Genomic DNA, 21,912 nt, shown 5'->3' on the forward strand with positions numbered 1-21,912 from the left:
CCCCCAAAGGACTATTATCCCGTTTTGCGAAATCGCCGGTAATGGGAACCTCAGAACAGTCGTACTTCAAATGTTGGATCTGCCGAAAGAAGATGCTGTGGACGAGCGTGCTCTCGTTTACGCTGCTCATCGTCGTCCTCGGCCTTCTCGCGATGACGGGCATCGAGCGCGGGACCGCGTCGTACGTCGTCCTCATGATGGACTTCGCCCTCGCCGGCGTGCTCCTCGCGACCGTCGGCGTCGTCTTCTGGCGGTGCGGCTACCTGAGTGACGCCCTCGACTGAACGCTCTCGGCTCTCTGTTTTCTCCCGTCGTCTCTGCCGACTCGGATCATCGTCGTTCTTCATATCACGGTGTCATCTCCGCCGCTATCTTGCCGCAGTCTCCCGATTCACGCGCCCAATCTGTAATTTAGTTGTCTTCTTTTGTTCGCGTATGGGGAACTCAACATGCGAATCCGACTGAGTATCCTCGCTGAGCGGCGTCCCAGTCATCGCCGGGAATCCCAAAATCGTCGTATCTAGGTTCTCTACTGGGTGAAGTCGGATCAGAAACGGACCGCAACCCGCCGTGACGACGCTACAACCGTAATGCTCCTTTTCCCGATTTCAGACCGGTTCGTTCTCCATCGAAAACGACCGAAAATGGATGAGTGGTGGGTTCTGCGTCCTGTTTTCTTCACAGCCAACTCTGTTCGCCCACGGGGAACAATTCTCCCGGTCCGCGACGCCGACACGCACTTGTGAACCCACCGCGTTCGTCGGAACGACACCGAATGACTGGCTTCGACTACGACGACTGGTTCGACGGCATCCTCCGAGCGACCGACCGCTCGGTCGCGTACGCGGGTGAGAGAGGACCCGAGTTCGAGGCGTGGCAGGAGTCGTTCCGCGACGAACTACGCGACGTGCTCGGATTTCCGGCGATGCGTGACCGCGCCGTCGAGGGCATCGACCCAAATCGACGGGAGCGTCCGGAAGCGACGGTTCAACACCGGAGTTACGAGCGACAGACGTGGAGCGTCCGCACCGAACGGGGGTTCCGCGTCCCGTTCTACCTGCTTCTCCCCGACTCGGTGGACCCGCCGTATCCGGTCGTCGTCGCGCTTCACGGCCACACCGAACACGGCAAAGACCTCGCCGCCGGCGTCGCCGAGGCCGAGGCGGCCAGCCGCCACATCGACGACGACCGGCGGGACATCGCTCGACAGGCGGCCCGGCGGGGCTTCGCCGTCGTCGCCCCAGACATGCGCGCCTTCGGCGAACTGCGTCCCGACGCGGCCGACGAGTCGGACGAGTCCGATGCTGTCAACCCGTGTACGTACTGGCAGAAACGCGCCCAGCTTCTCGGCCGGTCGCTCGTCGGCGAGCGCGTGTGGGACGTGCGCCACTTGGTCGACTTCGCCGAGGGGCACTCCGCGCTCGATGCCGACCGACTAGCCGTCTGCGGCCACTCCGGCGGCGGAACCGTCGCGCTCCTCGCGGGCGCGCTCGACGACCGAATCGGGCACGTCGTCGCCTGCGCGTCGGTCTGTCCGTTCGAGGACTCCATCGTTCCCATCGACCACTGTCTGTGCAACTACGTTCCCGGTCTCCGACGCCTCGGCGAAGTGTGGGATATCGCCGGCCTCGTCGCTCCGCGGTCGCTCCGCATCGTTGCGGGCGAATCCGACCCCATCTTCCCGATAGCCGGGACGAGACGGGCGTTCGACCGAATCCGCGGGCGGTACCGCGCCGCGGATGCTGAGGGGAAGTGCAGCCTCTTCGTCGGCGACGGTGGCCACCGCTTCTTCGAGGCCGGCGCGTGGCCCTTCCTGCGCGACCGACTCTGAGCCGACGCGCTACCCCCGACTCCGCTTCCGTCTCTCGCCTCGCGTCGCCGATACCGATGCCTCGTGGTACCCCGGCACAACGTTTATCAACGCGCTCGCGGATGCTTGAGGCGTGACTCTCGAACAGCGGAACGTGCGCGACTACGGTATCGAAGACGACGATTCGCTCGACACGGCGGCGATTCAGGCGGCGCTCGACGACTGCGCCGGCGAGGGCGGCGAGGTGTATCTCCCGCCGGGGACGTACCGAAGCGCCCCGCTCCGCGTCGGCGACGACACGACGTTCAGACTGGCAAACGGGGCGGAACTCCGGTTCGTCCAAGACTTCACCGAGTTCCCGACGGTCGAGAGCCGCTGGGAGGGGTGGGACCAAGACGGCTTCCACCCGTGTCTCCACGTGGCCGACGCCTCGAACGTCACCATCACCGGCGAGGGCGTCATCGACGGCGGCGGCTCCTACTGGTGGGAGTTCGTGTCGTTACCGCCCGAGCAGTACCCCTCCGAACTCACCGAGCGACTCGAGGAGATTCGACGCGGCAACCAGCAGGACGAGGTGAGCACGTTCACGGTGCGCCCGCCGCTGCTCCAGATAGACGGCTGTGAGAACGTGACCGTCTCCGGCGTGACGCTTCGGAACTCCCCGTTCTGGAACACACACGTGGTCTACTCCGACGACGTGACGATTCACGACGTGTCGATTCAGAACCCGCCGGACGCCCCGAACGGCGACGGTATCGACATCGACTCCTCGCGCTTTGTCAGGGTCAGCGACACCCACATCGACGCCGGCGACGACGCCATCTGCCTGAAGTCCGGCAAGGACGAACAGGGCCGCGAGGTCGGCCGCCCGACCGAAAACGTCGTCGTGACCAACTGTACGGTCGAACACGGCCACGGCGGCGTCGTCATCGGGAGCGAGACGGCCGGCGACGTGCGGCACGTCACCGTCACGAACTGCACCTTCACCGACACCGACCGCGGCATCCGCATCAAGTCTAAGCGCGGCCGCGGCGGGACGGTCGAGGACCTCCGGTTCGACACCATCATCATGCGCCGCGTCGCCTGCCCGTTCGTCATCAACGGCTACTACCAGACGGACATCGACAGCGACCCCAAGCCCGTCACCGAGGCGACGCCGAACGTCCGCAACGTCGACTTCCACCACATCACCGCCGAGGAAGTCGAGTCGGCGGCGTTCCTCGCCGGCCTCCCCGAACAGCGGTTCGAGGGCATCTCCTTTACCGACGTGGACATCGACGCGACCCGCCCGTTCGACGCCTCGGACCTCTCGCCCGCGATGGCGAAGGGGTACGACCAACGACACGGCGTCTTCTGTAAGTCGCTCGGCAGCGTCTCGTTCCGAGACGTTCGCGTGACGGTCCCCGACGGAAGCGGGACTCCGCTGACCGCGGAAGCGAGTTCGACCGTCGTCCTCGACGGGTTCGAAGCCGAGGCCGACGAGGGGCCAGCAGTCGAGGCAGACGGCGTCGAGAACCTCCGAATCGGGGGCTGCGTCGCCCCCGACGACGGCGAACCGTTCGCTCACGTTCGTGACGAGAGCGACGGCGAGTCCTCGGTGCTCCTCGCGGGCAACTACGGCGACATGGCCGAGGCCGTCGTCTCGGTACAGCCAGAGACGGTCGAGCGGTAGGCGACGCCCGACGCACTCGTTTTTCCGAAAAAGACGCTTCTGCGCGCTTCAGTCCCGGAGCGACGGCGCGGCGAACTGGCCGTCTTCGAACGCTATCGGCGAGGGCTCTTCGACCACGCGGAGGTCGTCGCGGTCGCGGGCCTCCTCGACGAGCGCCGGCGAGGCGTACAGCCGGTGGAGATGCATGGTGTCGGCCGCGCGGACGACCCGGACCGTGTCGGGGTCGACGACGCCGATGGTCGACAGCGCGGCGACCACGCCCGCGCGGTCGGTCTCGACGACGGGCGGGAGCTTCACGCCGCGGATGGTGCTCGCGGTGAGCGCGTTGATGAGCGTCGTCTGCGCGTCCAACTCGGCGACGATGTCCTCGTGAATCACGTCCGCCGACCCGACGCCCATCGCGTTGCCGTGGGCCTTTTCGGTTAGCCCGTGGGTGTAGATGCGCTTGATGTTCGGCTTCTCGGGTGCGGGCTCGTTGATGGAAAACGGCCGGCGACCGATGACGTTCGTGTCCATCCCCTGCCCGCTAATCTCCTTGCCCTGTCGGTCGAACACGACCAAATCGAGTTCCTCGAACGGGAGCTTCGGCATCAGTTCGTACGCGGTTTCGAGCAGTTCGCGCTCGCGGTCGAGGAAGCCCGACGGGGGAACGCCCTCGATGAGCGTGGTGTCGTCGTGTTGGTCTTCCACGATTGCGACGCCGCCGACGATGGGAAGCGAGTCCAAGAGTTGCTCGGTTATCTCGGGAATCATCCGCCGGAACGACCAGTCGACCGCCCACTTGTGGGCGATTTGCGCGCCGCGCTGTTTGCCCATGCCGATGACGAGCATCTTCGACAGCCCGCTTTCGACCTCGCCGTCGAAGTCGGTGTGGGGCTTGACGCGGTTGACGGGGATGATGGCGTCCGCAGCCGCCGCGTTGGCGTCGGCGACGACGGGCACGTCGCGGTCCGGCGTGCGCCCGACCTCCACGACCTCCATGCTGGACCGAATCTCGCAGCCGATTCGCTCCTCGGTGATGCCGAGTTCGTTCAGCATCTCCCGCTGCCCCTCGCCGGTCGCGCCGCCGTGGCTCCCCATCGCGGGGAAGACGAACGGCTCGTAGCCCGCCTCGGAGACGGCGTCGACGACGCCCGCGACGATGTCGGGTATGTTCGCGATACCGCGGCTCCCCACGCCGAGTGCGACCTCGCCGCCGTCGGGAACGTCCGCGAACGACAGCGCGGCGACGGCCTCCGCGGCCGCCTCCGGAACCTCGGCCGTCGGAATCGGATTCGTCTCCCAGACCTGTTCGAGGATACCTAACTCGGGGAGCGGGGGGTTACCGCACGCTTCGAGGATAACGTCTTCCGGGACTGAGAGCCAGTCTACGTGGTTCTCGCCGTCATCTGTGTGCATGCGAAACTCGACGGCCGAGTTCGACATAAAACTGTTCGTGGGCCGTTCTACACGCTGAGGTCGTCGAGAACGACGCGACGGCCCTCCTCGGAGGACCGATAGCTCGCCTCGGTGAGTTGGACGCCGCGCGCCCCGGCGGTGAAGTCCCACGGGAACGGCTCGTCGGCGACGACGTGGCGGATGAACTTCTCCCACTGGAGCTTGAACGCGTTCTCGAACACCTGATTGTTCGGGACGCCCGTCCAGTCCTCGTAGAAGTCGTGTTCCTTCGGCGTGTCCGGGTTCCACTCCGGTTTCGGCGTGTTCGCGTGGCCCTGCGTCTTGCAGTCGCGCAGGCCGGCGACCGCGCTGCCGTCAGTTCCATCGACCTTGATCTCGAGGAGGTCGTCGCGGTTGACGCGGACGGTCCACGAGGAGTTGAGCTGGGCGACGATGTCGTCTTCCAGCTCCATGATGGCGTAGGCGGCGTCGTCCGCGGTCGCCTCGTACGGCTCGCCGTCCTCGTCGATTCGCTCGTCGATGTGGGTCTTCTGGAGACAGCGGACGGACTCCACCTCGCCGAACAGGTTCTCCAGCACGTAGCTCCAGTGGGAGAACATGTCGTCGACGATGCCGCCGCCGTCCTCCGCGCGGTAGTTCCACGAGGGGCGCTGCGCCTCTTGTCCGTGGCCGGTGAACACCCAGTAACCGAACTCGACGCGCACCGAGAGGATGTCGCCGAAGAAGTCCTGTTCGATGAGTCTCTGGAGCTTCAACAGCCCCGGCAGCCAGAGCTTGTCCTGGACGATGCCGTGTTTCACGTCGCTCTCTTCGGCCATCCCGGCCACGTCGAGCGCGGCGCTGAGGTCGCTCGCCAGCGGCTTTTCGCAGTAGACGTGCTTTCCGGCGTCGATGGCCTTCATGACGCTGTCCGGGCGGCGGGGGGTTATCTGCGAGTCGAAGTACACCTCGTCGTCGCCGTCGAGACACGTCTCGAGGTCGGGGTCGACGGTCCAGCGGTCGATACCGTGTTCCTCGCTCAGTTCGCGGAGTTTGCGCTCGTTGCGGCCGACAAGAATCGGGTCCGGCATGACTCGCTCCCCGTTGGGGAGTTCCACACCGCCCTCCTCGCGTAGCGCGACGATAGAGCGGATGAGATGCTGATTCGTTCCCATCCGGCCGGTCACGCCGTTCATGATGATACCTAGCTCTTGCATGTGCTGACTCGTTGCACCAATCTGCTGGTCGGAGTGTAATAACCTTTTGCATGGCTTCGCTTTCCGCCGTGAACGATTCGCGCGCCTGACCGTCGCCTGCGCCCGCGAGCCGCCGATTCGACGGTGTCCGAGAGAACGGTCATCGACGACGTACGTGACCGGACATCTCCATTCGAATATACCGAACTTTATAAGATATGGCACATGTATTACAAACATATGGGTGTAATATATCATATCACATCTCGTTATTTCGAACCAGCCGCGGCGTCAACCGTTCGTTCCTCTCGAACTTTATATACTCTGTCGGTGCCAGATTCAGGCTGCCATAAATTATAACAATCGTTGAATATGTTCTTTGTTCGAGTGATGCACTCATGAGACCCGATAGACGGACGTTCCTCCGCGTGCTCGGAGCAGGAAGTATCGGTGCGGCGACGACTGGCCTCTTCGGTGGCAGCGCCGCGGCCGCGACCGTGATCTCGATGCAGGGCGGCGGCGATGACATCTGGGGTACTGCCGACGCGTTCCACTACTACTACACGGAACTGAGCGGCGACTTCGACGTCGCCGTCCAGAACACCGGCATCGACAACATCGAAAGCTGGACGAAGACGGGCCCGATGGTCCGCGAGTCGCTCGACCCCGACTCGAAGAACGTCATGGTCCGTCGCCGGCCCAACGGCGAGGCGTCGATGCAGTACCGGCCCGAAGACGGTGCCGAGACGAACAGCGTCGGCGGCACACTGGCTGACTGGCTCCGTCTCAAGCGAAGCGGTGACACGATAGAGACGTACCACTCCGCGGACGGAGAGACGTGGACGTCGATTAACACGCTCGACGCCGCCGACATCTCGCTGGACGACAGCGTCTACGTCGGACTGGCGGTCACCAGCCACCTCTCGGGGACGCTCGCGACGGCGACGTTCCAGAGCCTTTCTGGCGTCGACCTCGACCGGAACCGAGACATCGGCGACGTCGAAGTCGCGGGAAGCGTGGAGAGTACGGCGGGCGTCCCGCTCGTCTCGACCGACGACGTAACCGACGCCGGCCCCGGGTCCGCGACGCTCACCGGCGAACTCGGTGACCTCGGCGGTGCCGATTCCGCGGACTGTTACTTCGAGTACCGGGAGGTTCCCACCGAATCGTGGAAGACCACGGACCCGACGGAACTCACCTCGCCGGGAGCGTTCAGCGTCGACGCCGACGACCTGACGCGGCGTCGCTACTACGAGGTGCGCGCGGTGGCAGACACGGCCGACGGAGACACCGCGCGGGGCGCGGTCTCCACGTTCAGCACGCCAAACCCGTCGAACAGCAAGGTTCCGGCCCACGCCGGTCCGGACAGCGCGTCGCACTTCGGACCGAGTGACGGGTTCGCCGAGGCCGCGCCGTGGCTTGACGACGACACACCGATCATCGTGATAACCGAGCCGACGCGCCGCCAACTCGAAAAGGCGGTCACCGTCGACGGCGAGCGATTGGTCGTCTTCGAGACCAGCGGAACGATCGACCTCGGCGTGCGCGACCTCCCGATTCCGTACGACAGGTGCTACATCGCGGGCCAGACCGCACCCTCACCGGGCGTCACGTTCGTCAAGGGTCGCGTGAATATCGGGGCGAGCGACTGCGTCCTCCAGCACGTCCGGGTGCGACTCGGCGACGCGGGCATCGAGGAGCCGACCGAGGACTGGGCGCTCGACACGGTCAACACGGCCGACGAGACGGAGAACAACGTCATCGACCACGTCTCGGCCTCGTGGAGCGTCGACGAGTGCCTCTCGGTCGGCTACGAGACCGCAGAGACGACCGTCTCGAACTGCCTCGTCGCCGAGGCGCTCGACGACTCGGTCCACCCGAAGGGCGAACACGGCTACGGCTCGCTCATCGGCAACGACGCGAAGAACGTCGCCATGCTGGGGAACGTCTGGGCGTTCAACACCGACCGCCATCCCAGACTCAAGGAGGGAACCGAGAGCGTCGTCGTCAACAACGTGATGTACGACTTCGAAGACGGCACCTGGCTTGACCCCGACACCGAGGCGAGCATCGTCGGCAACGCCTATCTCCGGCCCAACTCGGACAAGGCGAACGTCTTCACCGAGGACGACGTGGACACCGCCGTGGCGTACCTCGAAGACAACCGCACCGACGGCGACGTGGCGATGGTCGACGAGAACGTGACCGTCGTCGACGAGCGGCCGCTGTGGCCCGACGGTCTGTCGGCGATGCCGTCCGACCGGACGCTCGAACACAACCTCGCCAACGTCGGCGCGCGCCCGGCCGACCGGACGGCGACCGACGAACGCATCCTCGAAAACGTCGAAAGCGGCGCGAGCTACCTCGTCGACAGTCAGGAGCAGGTCGGCGGCTATCCGGACCTCCCGGTCAACAGCCACGACCTGAACGTCCCCAACGGCGGGACCCGGCCGTGGCTTCGGTCGTGGTCTCGGCGAGTCGAGACGCCACAACGCTGACTGCGGGGGGCCGACGCACCGTCCGCAGGCGATTATTTTGCTCGAACCCACACATTTTTAAATTATTTTCTGTGAAGTACGTGTATGGGTGCGAACATCGGATACATCGGTATCGACCACCACCACCGGGACCCCTATTTCGCCGTCGCAAGCGAGTTGGATGCGACGATTACCGCGGTCTGCGAACCCGGACGCCGGGTCGACGTGGCGAACATCGCGGCGATGGACGATCGGCCAGACGAAATCACGACCGAGGGACAGGACATGGCGGACCTCGTCGGCGGCGCGGCGGTCTACGAGGACCCCCACGAACTCGTCTCCGACGCCGACATCGACGTGGCGTGGATAACCTACCGGAGCGACGAGACGCCGGCAATCATCGAGAGCGCCGTCGAGAACGGCGTTCACGTCGTCAGCGAGAAACCCATCGCTCGGACCGCCGCCGACCTCGAAGACATCGCCGACCGAGCCAACGAACTCGGCGTGACCGTCTCGCCGACGATGTACTACCGGCGCAACCCCGTCGCGATGGCGCTCCGCGACCGAGTCTCGGAAGGCTTCTTCGGCGACGTGTGGACGCTCGACGGCCGCTTCAACGCCAGCCAGCTCTCCTACCGGGACACCGACCACTACCTCTACGACCGGGAGACGAGTCGCGGCGGCGCGCTCCAATGGATTGGCCCGCACTGGGTCGACGTGATGCCGTGGATTCTCGACGACCCCATCGCGCGGGTGAACGCCCGGTTCCACGACGCGGTCGAGACGGACGTGGAAGCCGGGGCCGTCCTCCAGTTCGAGACCGAAAGCGGGACGCTCGGCACGTACCACACCGGCTACTACCTGAGCGACCGCGGCAAGGACACGCACCTCGGGCTCTACGGCACCGAGGGACAGGCGTTGACGCCGCTGCACCACGACTCGCTGCAGCACGAACCCACGGTCCCGCTGGACATCACCTCGGAGCACCCCGACTGGACCGCCGCGCCGAAGCGGACCGTCGAGTTCGAGTTCACCTACGACCGGTTCCCGGCGTGGGGCGACTTCGTGCAGGACTACTTCGAGGACTACTTCGCGGGCTACGAGACCGGCGACGTGCCCGCGACGGTCGACGACGCCGTGCAACTGCTGCGCGTCCTCGATGCAGCCTACGAGTCCGGCGAGCGCGGCGGCTGGGTCGAAGTCGAGGGGTGAACGCGCTCACCCATACCGCCGCCGCCACGCTGCGCCGCGGGGTCGACCAGCCGTTCGACTATCCTGAATTTTAAATACCCGGGCGAAAATATTGGGGTATGCCAACGGATAACTCGCCCAAGACGCTCCGGACGACCGCCACCTCGATAGAGATTCTGAAGCAACTCGAAGCGATAGACGGCGCGCGAGTCTCCGAAATCGCCGAGCGGATGGACAAGCCCAAGAGCACGATTCACGGCCACCTCGCGACGCTCAAGCAGGAACAGTTCGTCATCAAGGAGGGCGATTTCTACTTCATCGGTCCGGAACTGCTCCGATTGGGGAACCAAGTCCGGACGCGGGAGCCGGCGTTCGTCCTTGCGCGACAGTTCACGGAGCGTCTGTTCGAAGAGACTCGCCTTCGGTCGATTTTCACCGTCGAGATGGGCGGGAAGGCCGTCTTCCTGCACACCGCGTCGGGGAGTAAGATGGGGTGGTCCCACGAGCAACTCGGCAACAGACTGTTCTTGCACAACACCGCCGTCGGAAAGGCGATTCTCGCGGAACTCCCGGAGCCGCGCATCGAACAGATAATCGACCGGTGGGGCCTCCCGCAGGAGACGGAAAACACCACGACCGACCGCGAGGCGCTGTTCGAGGAATTAGAGCGCGTCCGCGACCAGGGCTACGCCGTCAACCGCGCCGAGAACTTCAACGAACTCTACGCCATCGGCGTCGCCGCGACGCGCCGCTCGGGCGACGTTATCGGTGGGTTCAGCGTCACAGGACCAGCTCACTCGGTGACCGGCGAGGACCGGAAGGCCGAACTCGCGCATACGGTCAAAGACATCGTCAGCGAGTTCGAACTGGAACTCGCACTCGCATGACTCGGGTGGGATCGACCCGCGTCACTCGACGCTGCCGACTCTCCTGCAACCGTTCGGAAATGCCGAACATTATATACTCACAATAGTTGCAGCTGCTCTCTCCGCTGTATTATTACTGCGAATCAACAAATTACGCTCGTACGTCTGTAATATATTCTTGTATCGTGTCACCGATCTGAGTGTAGGTTCGGACGACGTGATTGCACGGTCTCGATTACAGCCGGCGCAATCTTATTCCGGATAAATTACCTATTGACTAATTCATCAGAAAACAGTAATAATTTGGATCTGGGACGCTATCTCCCGCCTCGCCTTCGACGATACCCGAGAAGTAAGGGTTCGAACGCTGAAACGGCGAAGATTACTTTATTCAACTCAAACCACCTTTCGGCTCGAGATTTTGGTACCAATCAATGCTGTTCCGCACCGTACCGCTTGCCACTGAAAGCAATCCGTGAACGCCGAACTAACGGCCTATTCGGTCCTCTCGGTCGTACCTTGTGCTCTCGAACCACGAATCGAGAGTGAGATAGCACTTCGAGAAGTACCAGATTCAAATGCATGTATGAATATTTACTATTGGGGCGGTGTGCTCTCGGAGTCCTCCGTGTTCGTTCGACGGCCACCACCTTTTCGTCCGAGGAGTCGCTATCGCCGACGCCATGGGCGTGATGAGCAAGCTTCGACGGTTGCTCGGACTCGTAGAGGGCCACGAAGACGAAGTCGCCAAACAGGTCGGAAAGCGAACGAAGGTGAGCGAAGAGAAGGCCAAGAAAGGCATCGAAAAGGCGACTGACGCAGTCAAAAACGGCTCTGACTCCGGTTCGGGAGACCGGAGTAGCTACTGATTGGTGGTGGTGTAACAGGCCGGGACGGGCGGTCGCCCGGGGGACAACCGGGCACTTCGGCGCGTCGGCGGCGGACCACTCATAACGGTCGGCTTCGCACACGGACTATGCCCGAATCTCACGCACCGTCGCTCGACGGACGAGTCTTCAAGTCGGTCGCCAACGCCGAGGGCGGCGACGTCGGCGACGACACTTACTTTTGGTTCGACCAGTCCGACGACCTGATTCACGCGACGTACCGCGGCGGAACCGTCAGGCTGGGCCACCTCGTCGGCCTCCACCTCGGCGACACGCTCGACTTCCGGTATTCCCACGTCACCGAAGACGGGACGACCGCGACCGGCCACTCGACGGACCGAATCGAACAACTGGAAGACGGCCGTCTCCGCCTCCACGAGGACTGGTCGTGGGACTCGAAGCCGGGTTCCGGGACGAGCGTCCTCGAAGAACTCACCGACGAGGAGCGGGCGGGCCTCAACTCGTCGCCGGCGTTGTTCGGCGAGCGGTAGCACGGGCGCGCGCTGGGCCCTACTGCGACCCGGTGGCTTCGACTGGCTCGTGCGGGTCCGAGTCGCCGCGGTCGTCGCTCGGTGGGTGAGACGAGTGATAGACCGCGTTCCCGTCGTCGTCGAACAGGTGGAGGCGTTCCTCGTCGAACGCGAGTGCCACCGTTTCGCCCGGCTCGACCGCGCTCCGGGGTTCGGCCTTCACTTTGAGTTCGGCCCCGCCGAGCGTGCAGTGGACGAGTAGCGCGTCGCCCAACGGCTCGGTCACGTTGACCGCAGCTTCGATAGTCGGTGCGTCGCGGGCGCGCCCCGAGACGATGGAGACGTCCTCGGGTCGGACGCCGAACGTGCCGCTGGAGCCGCCAGCGTCACCGGTGGGTATGTCGGATCCGTCAGCGTCCGGGAGCGCGAGTTCGAACCCCTCGCGCTCCACGACGAGGGCGTCCCCTCGGTCACGGATTTCGACGGGCAGGACGTTCATCGCCGGCGTTCCGATGAACTCGGCGACGAACCGGGTCTCCGGGTAGTCGTAGAGGCGTTGCGGCGGGTCGACCTGTTCGATTCGGCCGCCGTTGAGGACGGCGACGCGGTCGCCGAGCGTCATCGCCTCGGTCTGGTCGTGGGTGACGTAGACGGTGGTCGTTCGGAGCGTTCGGTGGAGTTCGAGCAGTTCGGTCCGCATCTCCACTCGCAGCTTCGCGTCGAGGTTCGAAAGCGGTTCGTCGAGGAGGAACACCTCGGGTTCGCGCAGTAGTGCGCGGCCGATTGCGACCCGCTGGCGCTCGCCGCCGGAGAGTTCCTTTGGCTTGCGGTCGAGGAGGTCGGTGATGCCGAGCGTCTCGGCGACTTCCGCGACCCCTTCGTCGTGGTTCGACCGGTCGAAGAGCCCCGAGTCGAGGCCGAACGTCATGTTCTCCGCGGCCGTCATGTGCGGGTACAGCGCGTAGTTCTGGAACACCATCGCCACGTCGCGCTCGTCGGGCGGGTGGTCGTTGACGACGGTGCCGCCGATAGAGAGCGTGCCGTCGGTGATCGATTCGAGCCCGGCGAGCATTCGGAGCGTCGTCGACTTGCCGCACCCCGACGGGCCGACGAAGACGAGAAACTCGCCGTCTTCGACCGCGAGGTCGATGCCGTTGACGGCCTTCACGTCGCCGAAGTGCTTCGTGAGGGAGTCGAGTCTGAGGTGTGTCATGGATTACTTCTGTTGTATTGCGAACGTTTCGAGGAGCGGGCGGTGCAACGTGACGAGGACGGCGAGCGGCGGGAGGAGCGCGATGACGGCTCCGGCCATGATGAGCCCCCATTGGGTGAGGCCGGACTGGCTCGCGCCTTGGAGGAATTTGATACCGACCTGCACCACCTGCTTGGACTGGTCGCTGACGACGATGAGGGGCCAGAGATACTGGTTCCACGCGTAGATGAACGTGATGACGGAGACGCCGGCTATCATCCCCCTCGACATGGGTATCAGCACGCGGACGAGGAACGAAAGCGGGCCGACGCCGTCGAGGCGAGCGTTCTCCACAAGCGACTCCGGAATCGACATGAAATGCTGGCGGAAGAGAAACACCGCCGTCGCGCTGGCGATGTACGGGCCGGTGATGGACAGAAGCGAGTTCGCCCATCCGAGGTCGGCCATGAGTTGGAACAGCGGCACGATGCGGACCGGGACCGGGACCAAGAGCGTCAGCAGGATGAACGTGAAGACGGCGCGCTCGAACGGGAAGCGGTAGTAGACGAGCGCGAGCGCGGCGAGAAGCGACAGCGAGACCTTGCCCACGACGATGACGACCGACATGACCGCCGAGTTGATCATGTACCGCGTGAGGTTGTACTCCGTGAGCGCGGTCTCGTAGTTCGACAGTCCGGCGCTTCCGAGTCCGAGGTTCGTCACCTCGTACACCTCCGTTGTGGACTGCGTGCTCATGACGACCGCGAGGACGAGCGGGAGCGCGACCAGCGCGATAGCGCCCGCGAGCGCGACGTGGACGAGCAGGTCGCCGCCGAAGGCGCGTTCGAACCGGGTTCGAAGCCGACGCGACGGTGCTGGCTCGGTCGCCGTGTCTGTGTTCGTCGCCATGTCAGGCCCCGTAGTGCGCGTGCCGGTCGGAGAACCGGAGTTGGACGTACATCAAAAGCGACACGATGCCGAACAGCACCGTCGACTCCGCGGAGGCCAACCCGAGGCTGTTGAACGAGAAGGCGTCGCGGTAGAGTTTGAAGATGAGCAGATTCGTCGCGTTGTTCGGGCCGCCGCTCGTCATGAGGTCAACGAGCGGGAACGCCCCGAAGAAGGCGTAGATGGTGTTCATGACGACGAGGAACGTCAGCGTCGGCGAGATGAGCGGAAGGTAGACCCGGACGAGCATCCGCAGTCGGCCGACGCCGTCGAGTCGCGCCGACTCGGTCAGCGTCTCGGGGACGTTGTTCAGCGCGGCCACGAGGAAGATGATGTTGTAGCCGAGTTGCTTCCAGACCGCGACGGCCACGAGGACCCCGAACGCGAGCGGACCGCTCGTGAACCAGTCGAGAGTGAGCCCCGTCAGGGCCTCGAGGTAGTGCGTGACGATGCCCAGCGTCGGGTGAAGCATGAACAGGAGGATGGTCGCCGCGACCGCCGTCGGGAGCGCGTACGGCCAGATGGCCGCGAGCAGGTAGCCGGACGCGCCCGCGCGGACCTCGAACAGCAGGTACGAGATGAAAAGCGAGACGACGAGCGTGCCGACGACGACGGCGGCGGCGAAGAGCACGGAGACGAAGAGGCTCTGTCGGTATTCGGCGGACGTTGCGAGCGCGACGTAGTTGTCGATGCCGACGAACTGCCGGCCGGTTCCCAAGAGGAGCGTCTGGAAGAAACTGAGCCGGAACGTCTCGACGGCCGGGTAGTACAGGAAGGCCACGAGAACGACCAGCGTCGGGACCAGAAGCAGGCCGGCCTGCGTCGTCGAACGGTACGGTTTGGTGAAATCGCTCATTGTGAGTGGTGTGTGATGAGTGTTGACGGGCGGTGTCGGGACGCGGTTTCGCGCGGGCGAGGCGTCGCTTCGCCGCTCAGTTCACCTTCTGGTTGTAGCCCGCGAGGGCGTCTTCGACCTGTGCGTCGATGTCGCCGAGCACGTCGTCGACGCTCCGGTCGTCGTTCTGAATCATGCTGACGTAGCCCTCCTCGACGATGGTTCGGGCTTTCGTGAACGTCCCCATGAGCGCGCCGCGGGTCGCCGGCGAGTCCTCCGTCTCGCGGAGCTGGTCGATGGCCGTGCGGAAGTTCGGGTTCTCGTCGTAGAATCCCTCGTCTTCGAGTTGGGTAATCGCCTCCTCGCGGACGGGGAAGTAGCCCGTGTTGGTGTGCCAGCGCTTCTGCTGGGCGGGTTCCGTGAGCCACGCGAGGAACTCCCCGGCGGCGTCCTGCTTGGCAGAATCGAGGCTTTTCGGGGTCCACAGCGACGCCCCGCCGATGACGACGCCCTGTCGCTGTCCGCCGGGCGTCGGGAGTCGCATCGTCCCCAGTTCGAAGCCGTTGTTCCGCGCGCCCTCGGTCATGGGAGCGATGCTCGACGTGGAGTAGCCGAGGAGCCCCGTCTTCTGGGTGAGAAACGCCTGTTGGGCCTCTGACCACGCTTCGATGCCGGGGTTGAGGTACTGCCCCTCTCCGTAGAGGTTCGCCCACCAGTCGAAGACGGTCTTCGAGGCCTCACTCTCGAAGTGGGCCTCGGTCGCGCGACCGGTCCGACCGTTCTCGTTGTTCACGAGCGTCTGGTTCTGCTCTGCGAGCCACTGTTCGACGAACCACGAGTGGTTCGGCCACGTCGTTCCCGTGTCGACTGCGCCCGCGTCCGTGAGTTCCGTCGAGGCGTCCAACACGCCTTGGAAGGTCGTCGGTGGGGCCTCGGGGTCGAGGCCGGCGCTCTCGAAGGCGTCTTTGTTGTAGTAGAAGATGGCGTTCGAGGAGTTGAACGGCATCGAGTGGAGCGTGCCGTCGATGCGGTAGTAGTTCAGCACGGAGTCGAGGTAGTTGTCGAAGTTCACCCGGTCTTCCGGGATGATGTCCTCGACTGGCGCGAAGACGCCGCTGTCGATGGCGAGTTGCGTCCCGATTTCGAAAATCTGCGCGATGGCGGGTGGGTTCCCGGCCTGTACCGCTGACGTCGTGGCGTTCAGCGTCTCGCGGTAACTCCCCTTCTGGGTCGCTTCGACCCGGATGCCGTCCGCCTGCTGTTCGAACTCGCTCGCCAGCGAGTCGATGAGTTTGCCGATGTCCCCGCCCATCGCGTGCCAGAACTTGATGGTCGTCGTTTCCGTCCCGGACGACCCGGTTGTCTCACCGGCCGTCGTCGTCTCGGCCGAGTCGCCTCCCGTGCCCTCGTCCGGTGACTGCCCTCCGTCCTGTCCACCCGTGCATCCTGCCAGCCCCGCGATTCCGGCGGCACCGACGGTCTTGACGAACCTGCGTCGCGTGTTTCGTGTCATTCGACACCGGCCGGTTATCGGCTCTAAATTTAATTCTTTTGAACATATAACTAAATTGAACTTTTGTGTTCACAATAGTATCACGTAGCCGTTCATAGCGGGCGACGGTCCGGTCGCGGTCCCCGTCGTCGACTCTGTCGCCCTCCGATTCGGCCGACCTCAGTCGTCTCTCGCTTCCCGACGCTTGACCGCGTCCACGTCGAAGTCGTTGACCGCGCGGTTCGGTTCGAGGCCCGCCCGCTCGACGACCTCGATGTCGGTCCCCGGCGACTGCCCGTCGGTCGTCAGGTAGTCGCCGGTGAGGATGCCGTCCGCACCGGCCTCGAACGGGAGGTGTTGCTCGTCGGGCGCGAGGTTCACTTCCCGCCCGCCGGTCAGTCGGACGCGCGCGTCGGGGTGGAGCAGTCGATAGACTGCGACGGTCTTGACGAGTTCCGTCGTCGTGATGTCGGCGTGGTCGGCGTCGCCGAGCGGCGTGCCGGGGACGGGGTTGAGCACGTTCACCGGGAGCGACTCGACGCCGATTTTCTGGAGTTCGATAGCGGCGTCGACGCGGTCCGCCGGCGTCTCACCCATCCCGAGGATGACGCCGGCACAGAGGTCCATCCCCGCGTCTTTCGCCCGTCGGAGCGTCACCAGTCGGTCCTCGAAGTCGTGGGTTCCGACCACCTCGTCGAAGTACCGCGGCGAGGTCTCGATGTTGTGGTTGTAGTGGTTCACGCCCTCGTCGGCGAGTATTCGCGCCTCCTCCTCGGTGAGCAGTCCGAGCGAGGCGTCGATTTCGACGTTCGTCTCGTCGCGGACGAGTCGAATCGCCGCCAGCACCTCCGCCCACTCGTCGGGCCGGCGCTCCTTCGAGACGCCTTTCTCGGCGACGACGATGCCGAACCGCTGTGCGCCGTCGCGCTCGGCGCGCCGGGCGGCCTCTAACACCGCCTCCGGCCCGAGAAAGCCGTGTGTCTCTACGCCGGTGTCGAAATGCGCCGACTGCGCGCAGAACCCGCAGTCCTCGGCGCAGTTTCCGGCTTTCGCGTTGACGATGGAACAGGCGTCGACGGTCCCGTCGGAGCGGACGGAACGGACGTAGTCGGCCCCCGATGCGAGCGCCTCGACCGGCTGCGCGATGAGTGCTACCCCGTCGGTCCGGTCGAGTTCCTCGCCGCCGAGCACTCGCCGCACCGCGTCGTCGACAGTCGGGTTTCCAGTCTCGTAAACCATACTTCATTTCTAAGTTGACGAGTTCAAAAACCCGTTGCCTCGTCGACATTCGCCCCTCTGACCACCGACTCCCCGACAAGGGTCCTGCTCTGCTGGCATCACAACACTATTCGAGCTACTGACGAAACTCGTAGCCAGTTCTATGGCTTTCTCGGACCCCGATGTCTCCGACTTGGTCGACTCGCTCTCCCTCGACGAGAAGTGCTCGCTCGTGCGCGGGGCGGCCGACCCCGAAAGGACGGCGACCGGCTACGTGCCCGGCGTCCCCCGACTCGACATCCCCGAACTTCGCCTCGCCGACGGCCCGCTCGGGATTCGCATCCCCGGCCGCTCGTCGACCGCCTTTCCGGCCTCAATTGCCGTGGCGGCGACGTTCGACCCCGAACTCGCGCGGCGACAGGGCGTCGCGATGGCCCGCGAGGCCAAAGCCAGCGGCCAGCACGCGGTCCTCGGCCCCGGGCTGAACCTCATTCGCGTCCCCAACTGCGGGCGTAACTTCGAGTACTTCGCCGAGGACCCGGTCGTGACGGCCGACTTCGCCGCCGCGGTCGTGGCGGGCCTCCAGTCCGAAGACGTACTCGCCACGCCGAAGCACTACGTCGCTAACAACCAGGAGACGAAGCGACTCGTCGTCAGCGCCGAAGTCGGCGAACGGGCGCTCCGAGAGCTCTATCTCCCCGGTTTCGAGGCGGCGGTCGAGGCGGGCGCGGGGTCGGTCATGACCGCGTACAACCGCGTCAACGGAACCCACATGAGCGACCACCGGCGGCTCGTCACCGAGGTGCTGAAAGACGAGTGGGGCTTCGACGGCTACGTCGTCTCCGACTGGTTCGGCACCGCGAGCGCCGTCGGTGCGGCCACCGCCGGCCTCGACCTCGAAATGCCGGGCATCTCGCTCGAAGCGCTCCACGAGGCGTTCGGGCTCGACCCCGACGCCGAGATGCTGGAGGAGGGCGACGACGAGAGCATTCCGGCCGGCGAGACGACGATGCCCAGGTTCGCGACCGAACTGAAATCCGCGGTCGAGTCAGGCGCGGTCCCGGCCGACCGCCTCGACGACATGGTCGCGCGAATCCTCGGGCAGATGGCCCGAATCGGCCTCCTCGACGGCGACTGGGGCGGCGGCGGCGCGCTCGATACGCCCGAACACCGCGACCTCGCCGAGACGCTCGCCGCCCGCGGCACCGTCCTCTTGAAGAACGACGACGGGGCGCTCCCGCTCTCTGACGACGCCGACGTCGCGCTCGTCGGCCCCGGCGTCTCGGAGGCGATGCTCGGCGGCGGCGGCTCCTCCGAAGTCACCCCCGCACGCGAGGTATCGGCGCTCGCGGGAATCCGCGCCCGCACCGACGGCACGGTCGCGTTCGAACCCGGCGTCGAGCGCGTCGTCACGCCTTCGTTCTTTGACGACGAGAGCGCGGACGCCGCGGGTGGCGCCGACGACTTCCCTGGCGGAAAGACGCCCGACATCGACGCGGCAGCCGACTGCGCCCGCGAGGCCGATGTCGCGGTCGTCGTCGTCAGGGACGCGACCACGGAGGGCGCGGACCGCGAGACGCTCCGCCTCCCCGGCGAACAGGACGAACTCGTCGAGGCCGTCGCCGACGCCGCCGACCGGACAGTCGTCGTCGTCCAGTCCGGCGGCCCGGTCGAACTGCCGTGGCGCGACTCGGTCGACGCCGTCGTCGAGTCGTGGTACCCCGGACAGGCAGACGGTGACGCGCTCGCGTCGATCCTCTACGGCGACGCCGACCCCTCGGGTCGCCTCCCGGTCACGTTCGCGCCCGAGGAGTCGTACCCCACGGCGTCTGATGAGCGATTCCCGGGCGTCGCCGACGAGGCGCAGTACGACGAGGGCGTCTTCGTCGGCTACCGGCACTTCGACGCCGCCGACGCGGACGACGAACCGACCTACCCCTTCGGACACGGCCTCTCGTATGCGACCTTCGAGTACGGCGACGCGGAGGTGCGCGGCGACGACGTGGTCGCGGTCGCGGTGACGAACGCGTCCGACCGCGACGGGAGAGAAGTCGTGCAGGCGTACGTCCGCCCGCCGGCCGTCGCGGGCGTCGAGCGCCCGACGCGAGAACTCGCCGGCTACGCGGCCGTCGAAGTCGCCGCGGGCGCGACCGAGACGGTCGAACTCTCGCTGTCCGAGCACGCGTTCCGCAGATACGACGACTCCGAGGGGTGGACCGTCGACGCGGGTGACTACGTCGTCGAGATCGGTCGCTCGTCCCGCGACATTCGGGCAGAGACGACGGTGTCGCGGTAGGCCGTCGAACGAGCTATTCGGAGCGCTCCAACTGTTCGCGCCGCCGTTCGAACTCGTCGTCCGAGAGTTCGCCCCGCGCGTAGCGGGTTCGGAGGACCGACAGCGGCCGTTCGTCGGGATCGGTCTCCCGCCGCTTCCCGAGGGCGAAGACGAGGTACAGCGGAACCGCGAGCAGTAGCCCCATCCAGAGGAGTCCCCAGAGGCCCATCCCGCCGCCGAAGAGCCCCCAGCCACCGCTCATCATGCCGCCGCCGTATCCGCCGCCCATGGCGGCGGCCGTACCGGTCGCCGCGACCAGTAGCGGGACCGCAAGCATCGCGAGTCGGCGAGCAGTACGTCCGAGGTAGGTGTCACGTTGTGTCATTGGTTCGAATCGGTAGGTTGCGGTGTTCTATCGAGGCGATTCATCCGGACAGGTCCGTCAGCAGTGGCCCTGCCCGTACATTCCGCCGCTCTGTCCGTACATCCCACCGCTCTGCCCGTACATTCCGACGCCCTGTCCGTACATCCCGCCGTCGTGGTCGCCGTCAGCCATGTCTCGGGCCATCTCGTCGACGGTCACGCCCATGTGCGACTCCATCCATTCGACGCTCCCCGGCCCCATGTGTTCGGTCATCTGCGACTCCATCCACGCCGCCCACTCGGCGGCGGTTCCACCGGTCGGGGCCGCGTCGTCGACAGCCGTTTCGTCGCCGTGTGTGCTGACCGCGGGCGCGGCGACCGCGAGTCCGACGATTGCGAGCGCCGCGAGCAGCCAGCGGCCGAGTTTGACGTTGGTCATTGTGTTTCTCCTCGGTTGGTCGTAGGACCGCTCCGGAGTTATCGGACTGGGTGTGAACACAGCTCTGAGAACGTCCAAGAACGTTTATACGGGGTTCTAATCGTTTTTCAGAAACGGGACCGTTCATCAGCGCCGAATTCGCCGGTGTCGGGCCTTTCCGCGTACTCTCACCCACCGGTTCGGGCAACCCGCGAGCGAGGAGACGCCACGGCAGTCGGCTACGGCGCTTGGTTCTGCTGTAACTCGTCACTCGGATAGATTCGATACGTTCGTCCCTGGCGCTCGCGGTACAGCAACCCGCGTTTTTCGAGGGCGCTCACCGTCTGGCTCACCTTGCTCTTCGAGAAGTCCGAGCGGTCCCGGAGTTCTATCTGCGTGATCCCGGGCGAGGTGAGAACCGGTTCGAGCACCCGACGCTCGTCCTCCGGGAGGAAGTCCAACACGCGAGTCCGCGGGTGTGACGCCGAGGGACTCGTCTCCTCCGACTGACCGACTTCCGCCGGCGGTTCGGACCGTTCACGGTCGGTCGGATTTGGCGTCTGGCCCTGAACGCGCTCGCTCGCGTCCGCACCGTCTATCGCGTCTCGAACCGCGAGATACCCGCCACCGATGACGGTCGCGGCGAGGACTGTCCCGAGGACGTACCACAGCGGGTTCGTTCCGTGAACGGCCCCCATCGACGTTCCCATGTCCATCATCGACCCCATCTGCTCGAACGCCTGCTGTCGCTGGTACGCCTGCCAACTGAGCGCTCCGCCGATGAGAACGGTGCCAGCGACGAGCGCGCCGACGACCGCGTCGGCTCGTCGCCGATTCATCCACCCCACCTCGGTTTCCCGTGATGCTCGTTCATGCACGGTGATTGGTGCGACACCGGTGTACCAGTTGTGGTTGTTGCGTCCACTTCTGCGTGCGTCCGGTGGGGATCGGAACGACCCACGGCGTTTCGATTCCAAGATATCGGCCGCCTCAGAGCCGATGTTTCGAAGGGAAAATCCGCATAAGGCCGGGGAGCGTACGTTTCCGTGTACGTCGGCGGCTGTCACCGTCCGGGGATAGCCCGCTGACCGCGAACAGAGAGCCGAAGTCGCGTGATACGATGCGCTTCCCGCGTCTGCGTGAACCTAGACGGTTCGAGAACCGTATACCGTCGACGACTCCCTCACCGCTCTCCCCCTAATCCCCTTCGCCTGACCGCGCCGCG

Annotated in this window: 19 protein-coding genes; 9 read left to right on the plus strand and 10 right to left on the minus strand. The window is 65.2% G+C overall.

Annotated elements, in window-relative coordinates:
• Positions 1–41: 41 nt before the first annotated feature.
• The 3 genes from AM590_RS17855 to AM590_RS17865 all read left to right on the plus strand — a co-directional run bounded on the left by AM590_RS17855 (position 42) and on the right by AM590_RS17865 (position 3,482).
• On the plus strand, positions 42–284 hold the full coding sequence (locus tag AM590_RS17855; protein ID WP_253805961.1) for a hypothetical protein: 243 nt from the start codon (positions 42–44) through the stop codon (positions 282–284).
• A gap of 491 nt (positions 285–775) precedes the next feature.
• Positions 776–1,831 (plus strand): S9 family peptidase, encoded by a 1,056-nt coding sequence (locus tag AM590_RS17860; RefSeq protein ID WP_058828644.1) that lies wholly within the window; start codon positions 776–778, stop codon positions 1,829–1,831.
• A gap of 112 nt (positions 1,832–1,943) precedes the next feature.
• A complete protein-coding gene (locus tag AM590_RS17865; RefSeq protein ID WP_058828645.1) occupies positions 1,944–3,482 on the plus strand; it encodes a glycoside hydrolase family 28 protein in 1,539 nt (512 codons plus the stop codon).
• 48 nt (positions 3,483–3,530) lie between these two features.
• On the opposite strand, the gene AM590_RS17870 is transcribed toward AM590_RS17865, so the two are convergent.
• Both AM590_RS17870 and AM590_RS17875 read right to left on the minus strand, forming a co-directional pair.
• Positions 3,531–4,907, minus strand: a complete 1,377-nt coding sequence (locus AM590_RS17870; protein WP_058828646.1) for a DUF362 domain-containing protein — start codon at positions 4,905–4,907, stop codon at positions 3,531–3,533.
• A 20-nt stretch (positions 4,908–4,927) separates the two neighbouring features.
• Positions 4,928–6,076: a Gfo/Idh/MocA family protein gene (locus AM590_RS17875; protein WP_058828647.1), complete on the minus strand. Its 1,149-nt coding sequence runs from the start codon at positions 6,074–6,076 to the stop codon at positions 4,928–4,930.
• A 377-nt stretch (positions 6,077–6,453) separates the two neighbouring features.
• On the opposite strand from AM590_RS17875, the gene AM590_RS17880 reads away from it, so the two are divergent.
• The 5 genes from AM590_RS17880 to AM590_RS17900 all read left to right on the plus strand — a co-directional run bounded on the left by AM590_RS17880 (position 6,454) and on the right by AM590_RS17900 (position 11,967).
• Complete coding sequence (locus tag AM590_RS17880) at positions 6,454–8,553, plus strand: pectate lyase (RefSeq protein WP_172795833.1); 2,100 nt, start codon at positions 6,454–6,456, stop codon at positions 8,551–8,553.
• 84 nt (positions 8,554–8,637) lie between these two features.
• Positions 8,638–9,744 carry a Gfo/Idh/MocA family protein gene (locus AM590_RS17885; RefSeq protein WP_058828648.1) on the plus strand — a complete coding sequence of 369 codons (1,107 nt, stop codon included), beginning with the start codon at positions 8,638–8,640 and terminating at the stop codon, positions 9,742–9,744.
• Between the two features lie 98 nt (positions 9,745–9,842).
• Positions 9,843–10,610 (plus strand): IclR family transcriptional regulator, encoded by a 768-nt coding sequence (locus AM590_RS17890; protein ID WP_058828649.1) that lies wholly within the window; start codon positions 9,843–9,845, stop codon positions 10,608–10,610.
• A gap of 662 nt (positions 10,611–11,272) precedes the next feature.
• Positions 11,273–11,458, plus strand: a complete 186-nt coding sequence (locus tag AM590_RS17895; protein ID WP_004041242.1) for a hypothetical protein — start codon at positions 11,273–11,275, stop codon at positions 11,456–11,458.
• Positions 11,459–11,565: 107 nt separating this feature from the next.
• Complete coding sequence (locus tag AM590_RS17900) at positions 11,566–11,967, plus strand: hypothetical protein (protein ID WP_058828650.1); 402 nt, start codon at positions 11,566–11,568, stop codon at positions 11,965–11,967.
• Positions 11,968–11,986: 19 nt separating this feature from the next.
• Here AM590_RS17900 and AM590_RS17905 read toward each other — a convergent pair whose 3' ends face one another.
• The 5 genes from AM590_RS17905 to bioB all read right to left on the minus strand — a co-directional run bounded on the left by AM590_RS17905 (position 11,987) and on the right by bioB (position 17,652).
• The gene (locus tag AM590_RS17905) at positions 11,987–13,159 is read right to left on the minus strand and encodes an ABC transporter ATP-binding protein (RefSeq protein ID WP_058828651.1); all 1,173 of its coding nucleotides are present in this window, start codon (positions 13,157–13,159) and stop codon (positions 11,987–11,989) included.
• A gap of 3 nt (positions 13,160–13,162) precedes the next feature.
• On the minus strand, positions 13,163–14,047 hold the full coding sequence (locus tag AM590_RS17910; protein ID WP_058828652.1) for a carbohydrate ABC transporter permease: 885 nt from the start codon (positions 14,045–14,047) through the stop codon (positions 13,163–13,165).
• A 1-nt stretch (position 14,048) separates the two neighbouring features.
• Entirely contained in the window at positions 14,049–14,942 is an 894-nt protein-coding gene (locus tag AM590_RS17915; protein WP_058828653.1) for a carbohydrate ABC transporter permease, read from the minus strand.
• Positions 14,943–15,018: 76 nt separating this feature from the next.
• Positions 15,019–16,434: an ABC transporter substrate-binding protein gene (locus AM590_RS17920; RefSeq protein ID WP_058828654.1), complete on the minus strand. Its 1,416-nt coding sequence runs from the start codon at positions 16,432–16,434 to the stop codon at positions 15,019–15,021.
• A 159-nt stretch (positions 16,435–16,593) separates the two neighbouring features.
• Entirely contained in the window at positions 16,594–17,652 is a 1,059-nt protein-coding gene (gene bioB / locus AM590_RS17925) for a biotin synthase BioB (protein WP_058828655.1), read from the minus strand.
• Between the two features lie 142 nt (positions 17,653–17,794).
• On the opposite strand from bioB, the gene AM590_RS17930 reads away from it, so the two are divergent.
• Positions 17,795–19,927 carry a beta-glucosidase gene (locus AM590_RS17930; RefSeq protein WP_058828656.1) on the plus strand — a complete coding sequence of 711 codons (2,133 nt, stop codon included), beginning with the start codon at positions 17,795–17,797 and terminating at the stop codon, positions 19,925–19,927.
• A gap of 13 nt (positions 19,928–19,940) precedes the next feature.
• On the opposite strand, the gene AM590_RS17935 is transcribed toward AM590_RS17930, so the two are convergent.
• The 3 genes from AM590_RS17935 to AM590_RS17945 all read right to left on the minus strand — a co-directional run bounded on the left by AM590_RS17935 (position 19,941) and on the right by AM590_RS17945 (position 21,526).
• Positions 19,941–20,291 carry an SHOCT domain-containing protein gene (locus tag AM590_RS17935; RefSeq protein WP_058828657.1) on the minus strand — a complete coding sequence of 117 codons (351 nt, stop codon included), beginning with the start codon at positions 20,289–20,291 and terminating at the stop codon, positions 19,941–19,943.
• Positions 20,292–20,348: 57 nt separating this feature from the next.
• Entirely contained in the window at positions 20,349–20,708 is a 360-nt protein-coding gene (locus tag AM590_RS17940; RefSeq protein ID WP_058828658.1) for a hypothetical protein, read from the minus strand.
• A 218-nt stretch (positions 20,709–20,926) separates the two neighbouring features.
• Complete coding sequence (locus AM590_RS17945) at positions 20,927–21,526, minus strand: MarR family transcriptional regulator (RefSeq protein WP_058828659.1); 600 nt, start codon at positions 21,524–21,526, stop codon at positions 20,927–20,929.
• Between the last annotated feature and the right edge of the window lie 386 nt (positions 21,527–21,912).

The sequence above is a fragment of the Haloferax sp. Q22 genome (genome assembly GCF_001482285.1).
Lineage (GTDB): Archaea > Halobacteriota > Halobacteria > Halobacteriales > Haloferacaceae > Haloferax.

Coding starts and splice junctions, on each gene's coding strand:
- AM590_RS17855 (WP_253805961.1), top strand. CDS start 42: ATGGGAACCTCAGAACAGTCGTACTTCAAATGTTGGATCTGCCGAAAG.
- AM590_RS17860 (WP_058828644.1), top strand. CDS start 776: ATGACTGGCTTCGACTACGACGACTGGTTCGACGGCATCCTCCGAGCG.
- AM590_RS17870 (WP_058828646.1), bottom strand. CDS start 4,907: ATGTCGAACTCGGCCGTCGAGTTTCGCATGCACACAGATGACGGCGAG.
- AM590_RS17875 (WP_058828647.1), bottom strand. CDS start 6,076: ATGCAAGAGCTAGGTATCATCATGAACGGCGTGACCGGCCGGATGGGA.
- AM590_RS17880 (WP_172795833.1), top strand. CDS start 6,454: ATGAGACCCGATAGACGGACGTTCCTCCGCGTGCTCGGAGCAGGAAGT.
- AM590_RS17885 (WP_058828648.1), top strand. CDS start 8,638: ATGGGTGCGAACATCGGATACATCGGTATCGACCACCACCACCGGGAC.
- AM590_RS17890 (WP_058828649.1), top strand. CDS start 9,843: ATGCCAACGGATAACTCGCCCAAGACGCTCCGGACGACCGCCACCTCG.
- AM590_RS17895 (WP_004041242.1), top strand. CDS start 11,273: ATGGGCGTGATGAGCAAGCTTCGACGGTTGCTCGGACTCGTAGAGGGC.
- AM590_RS17900 (WP_058828650.1), top strand. CDS start 11,566: ATGCCCGAATCTCACGCACCGTCGCTCGACGGACGAGTCTTCAAGTCG.
- AM590_RS17905 (WP_058828651.1), bottom strand. CDS start 13,159: ATGACACACCTCAGACTCGACTCCCTCACGAAGCACTTCGGCGACGTG.
- AM590_RS17910 (WP_058828652.1), bottom strand. CDS start 14,047: ATGGCGACGAACACAGACACGGCGACCGAGCCAGCACCGTCGCGTCGG.
- AM590_RS17915 (WP_058828653.1), bottom strand. CDS start 14,942: ATGAGCGATTTCACCAAACCGTACCGTTCGACGACGCAGGCCGGCCTG.
- AM590_RS17920 (WP_058828654.1), bottom strand. CDS start 16,434: ATGACACGAAACACGCGACGCAGGTTCGTCAAGACCGTCGGTGCCGCC.
- bioB (WP_058828655.1), bottom strand. CDS start 17,652: ATGGTTTACGAGACTGGAAACCCGACTGTCGACGACGCGGTGCGGCGA.
- AM590_RS17930 (WP_058828656.1), top strand. CDS start 17,795: ATGGCTTTCTCGGACCCCGATGTCTCCGACTTGGTCGACTCGCTCTCC.
- AM590_RS17935 (WP_058828657.1), bottom strand. CDS start 20,291: ATGACACAACGTGACACCTACCTCGGACGTACTGCTCGCCGACTCGCG.
- AM590_RS17940 (WP_058828658.1), bottom strand. CDS start 20,708: ATGACCAACGTCAAACTCGGCCGCTGGCTGCTCGCGGCGCTCGCAATC.
- AM590_RS17945 (WP_058828659.1), bottom strand. CDS start 21,526: ATGAATCGGCGACGAGCCGACGCGGTCGTCGGCGCGCTCGTCGCTGGC.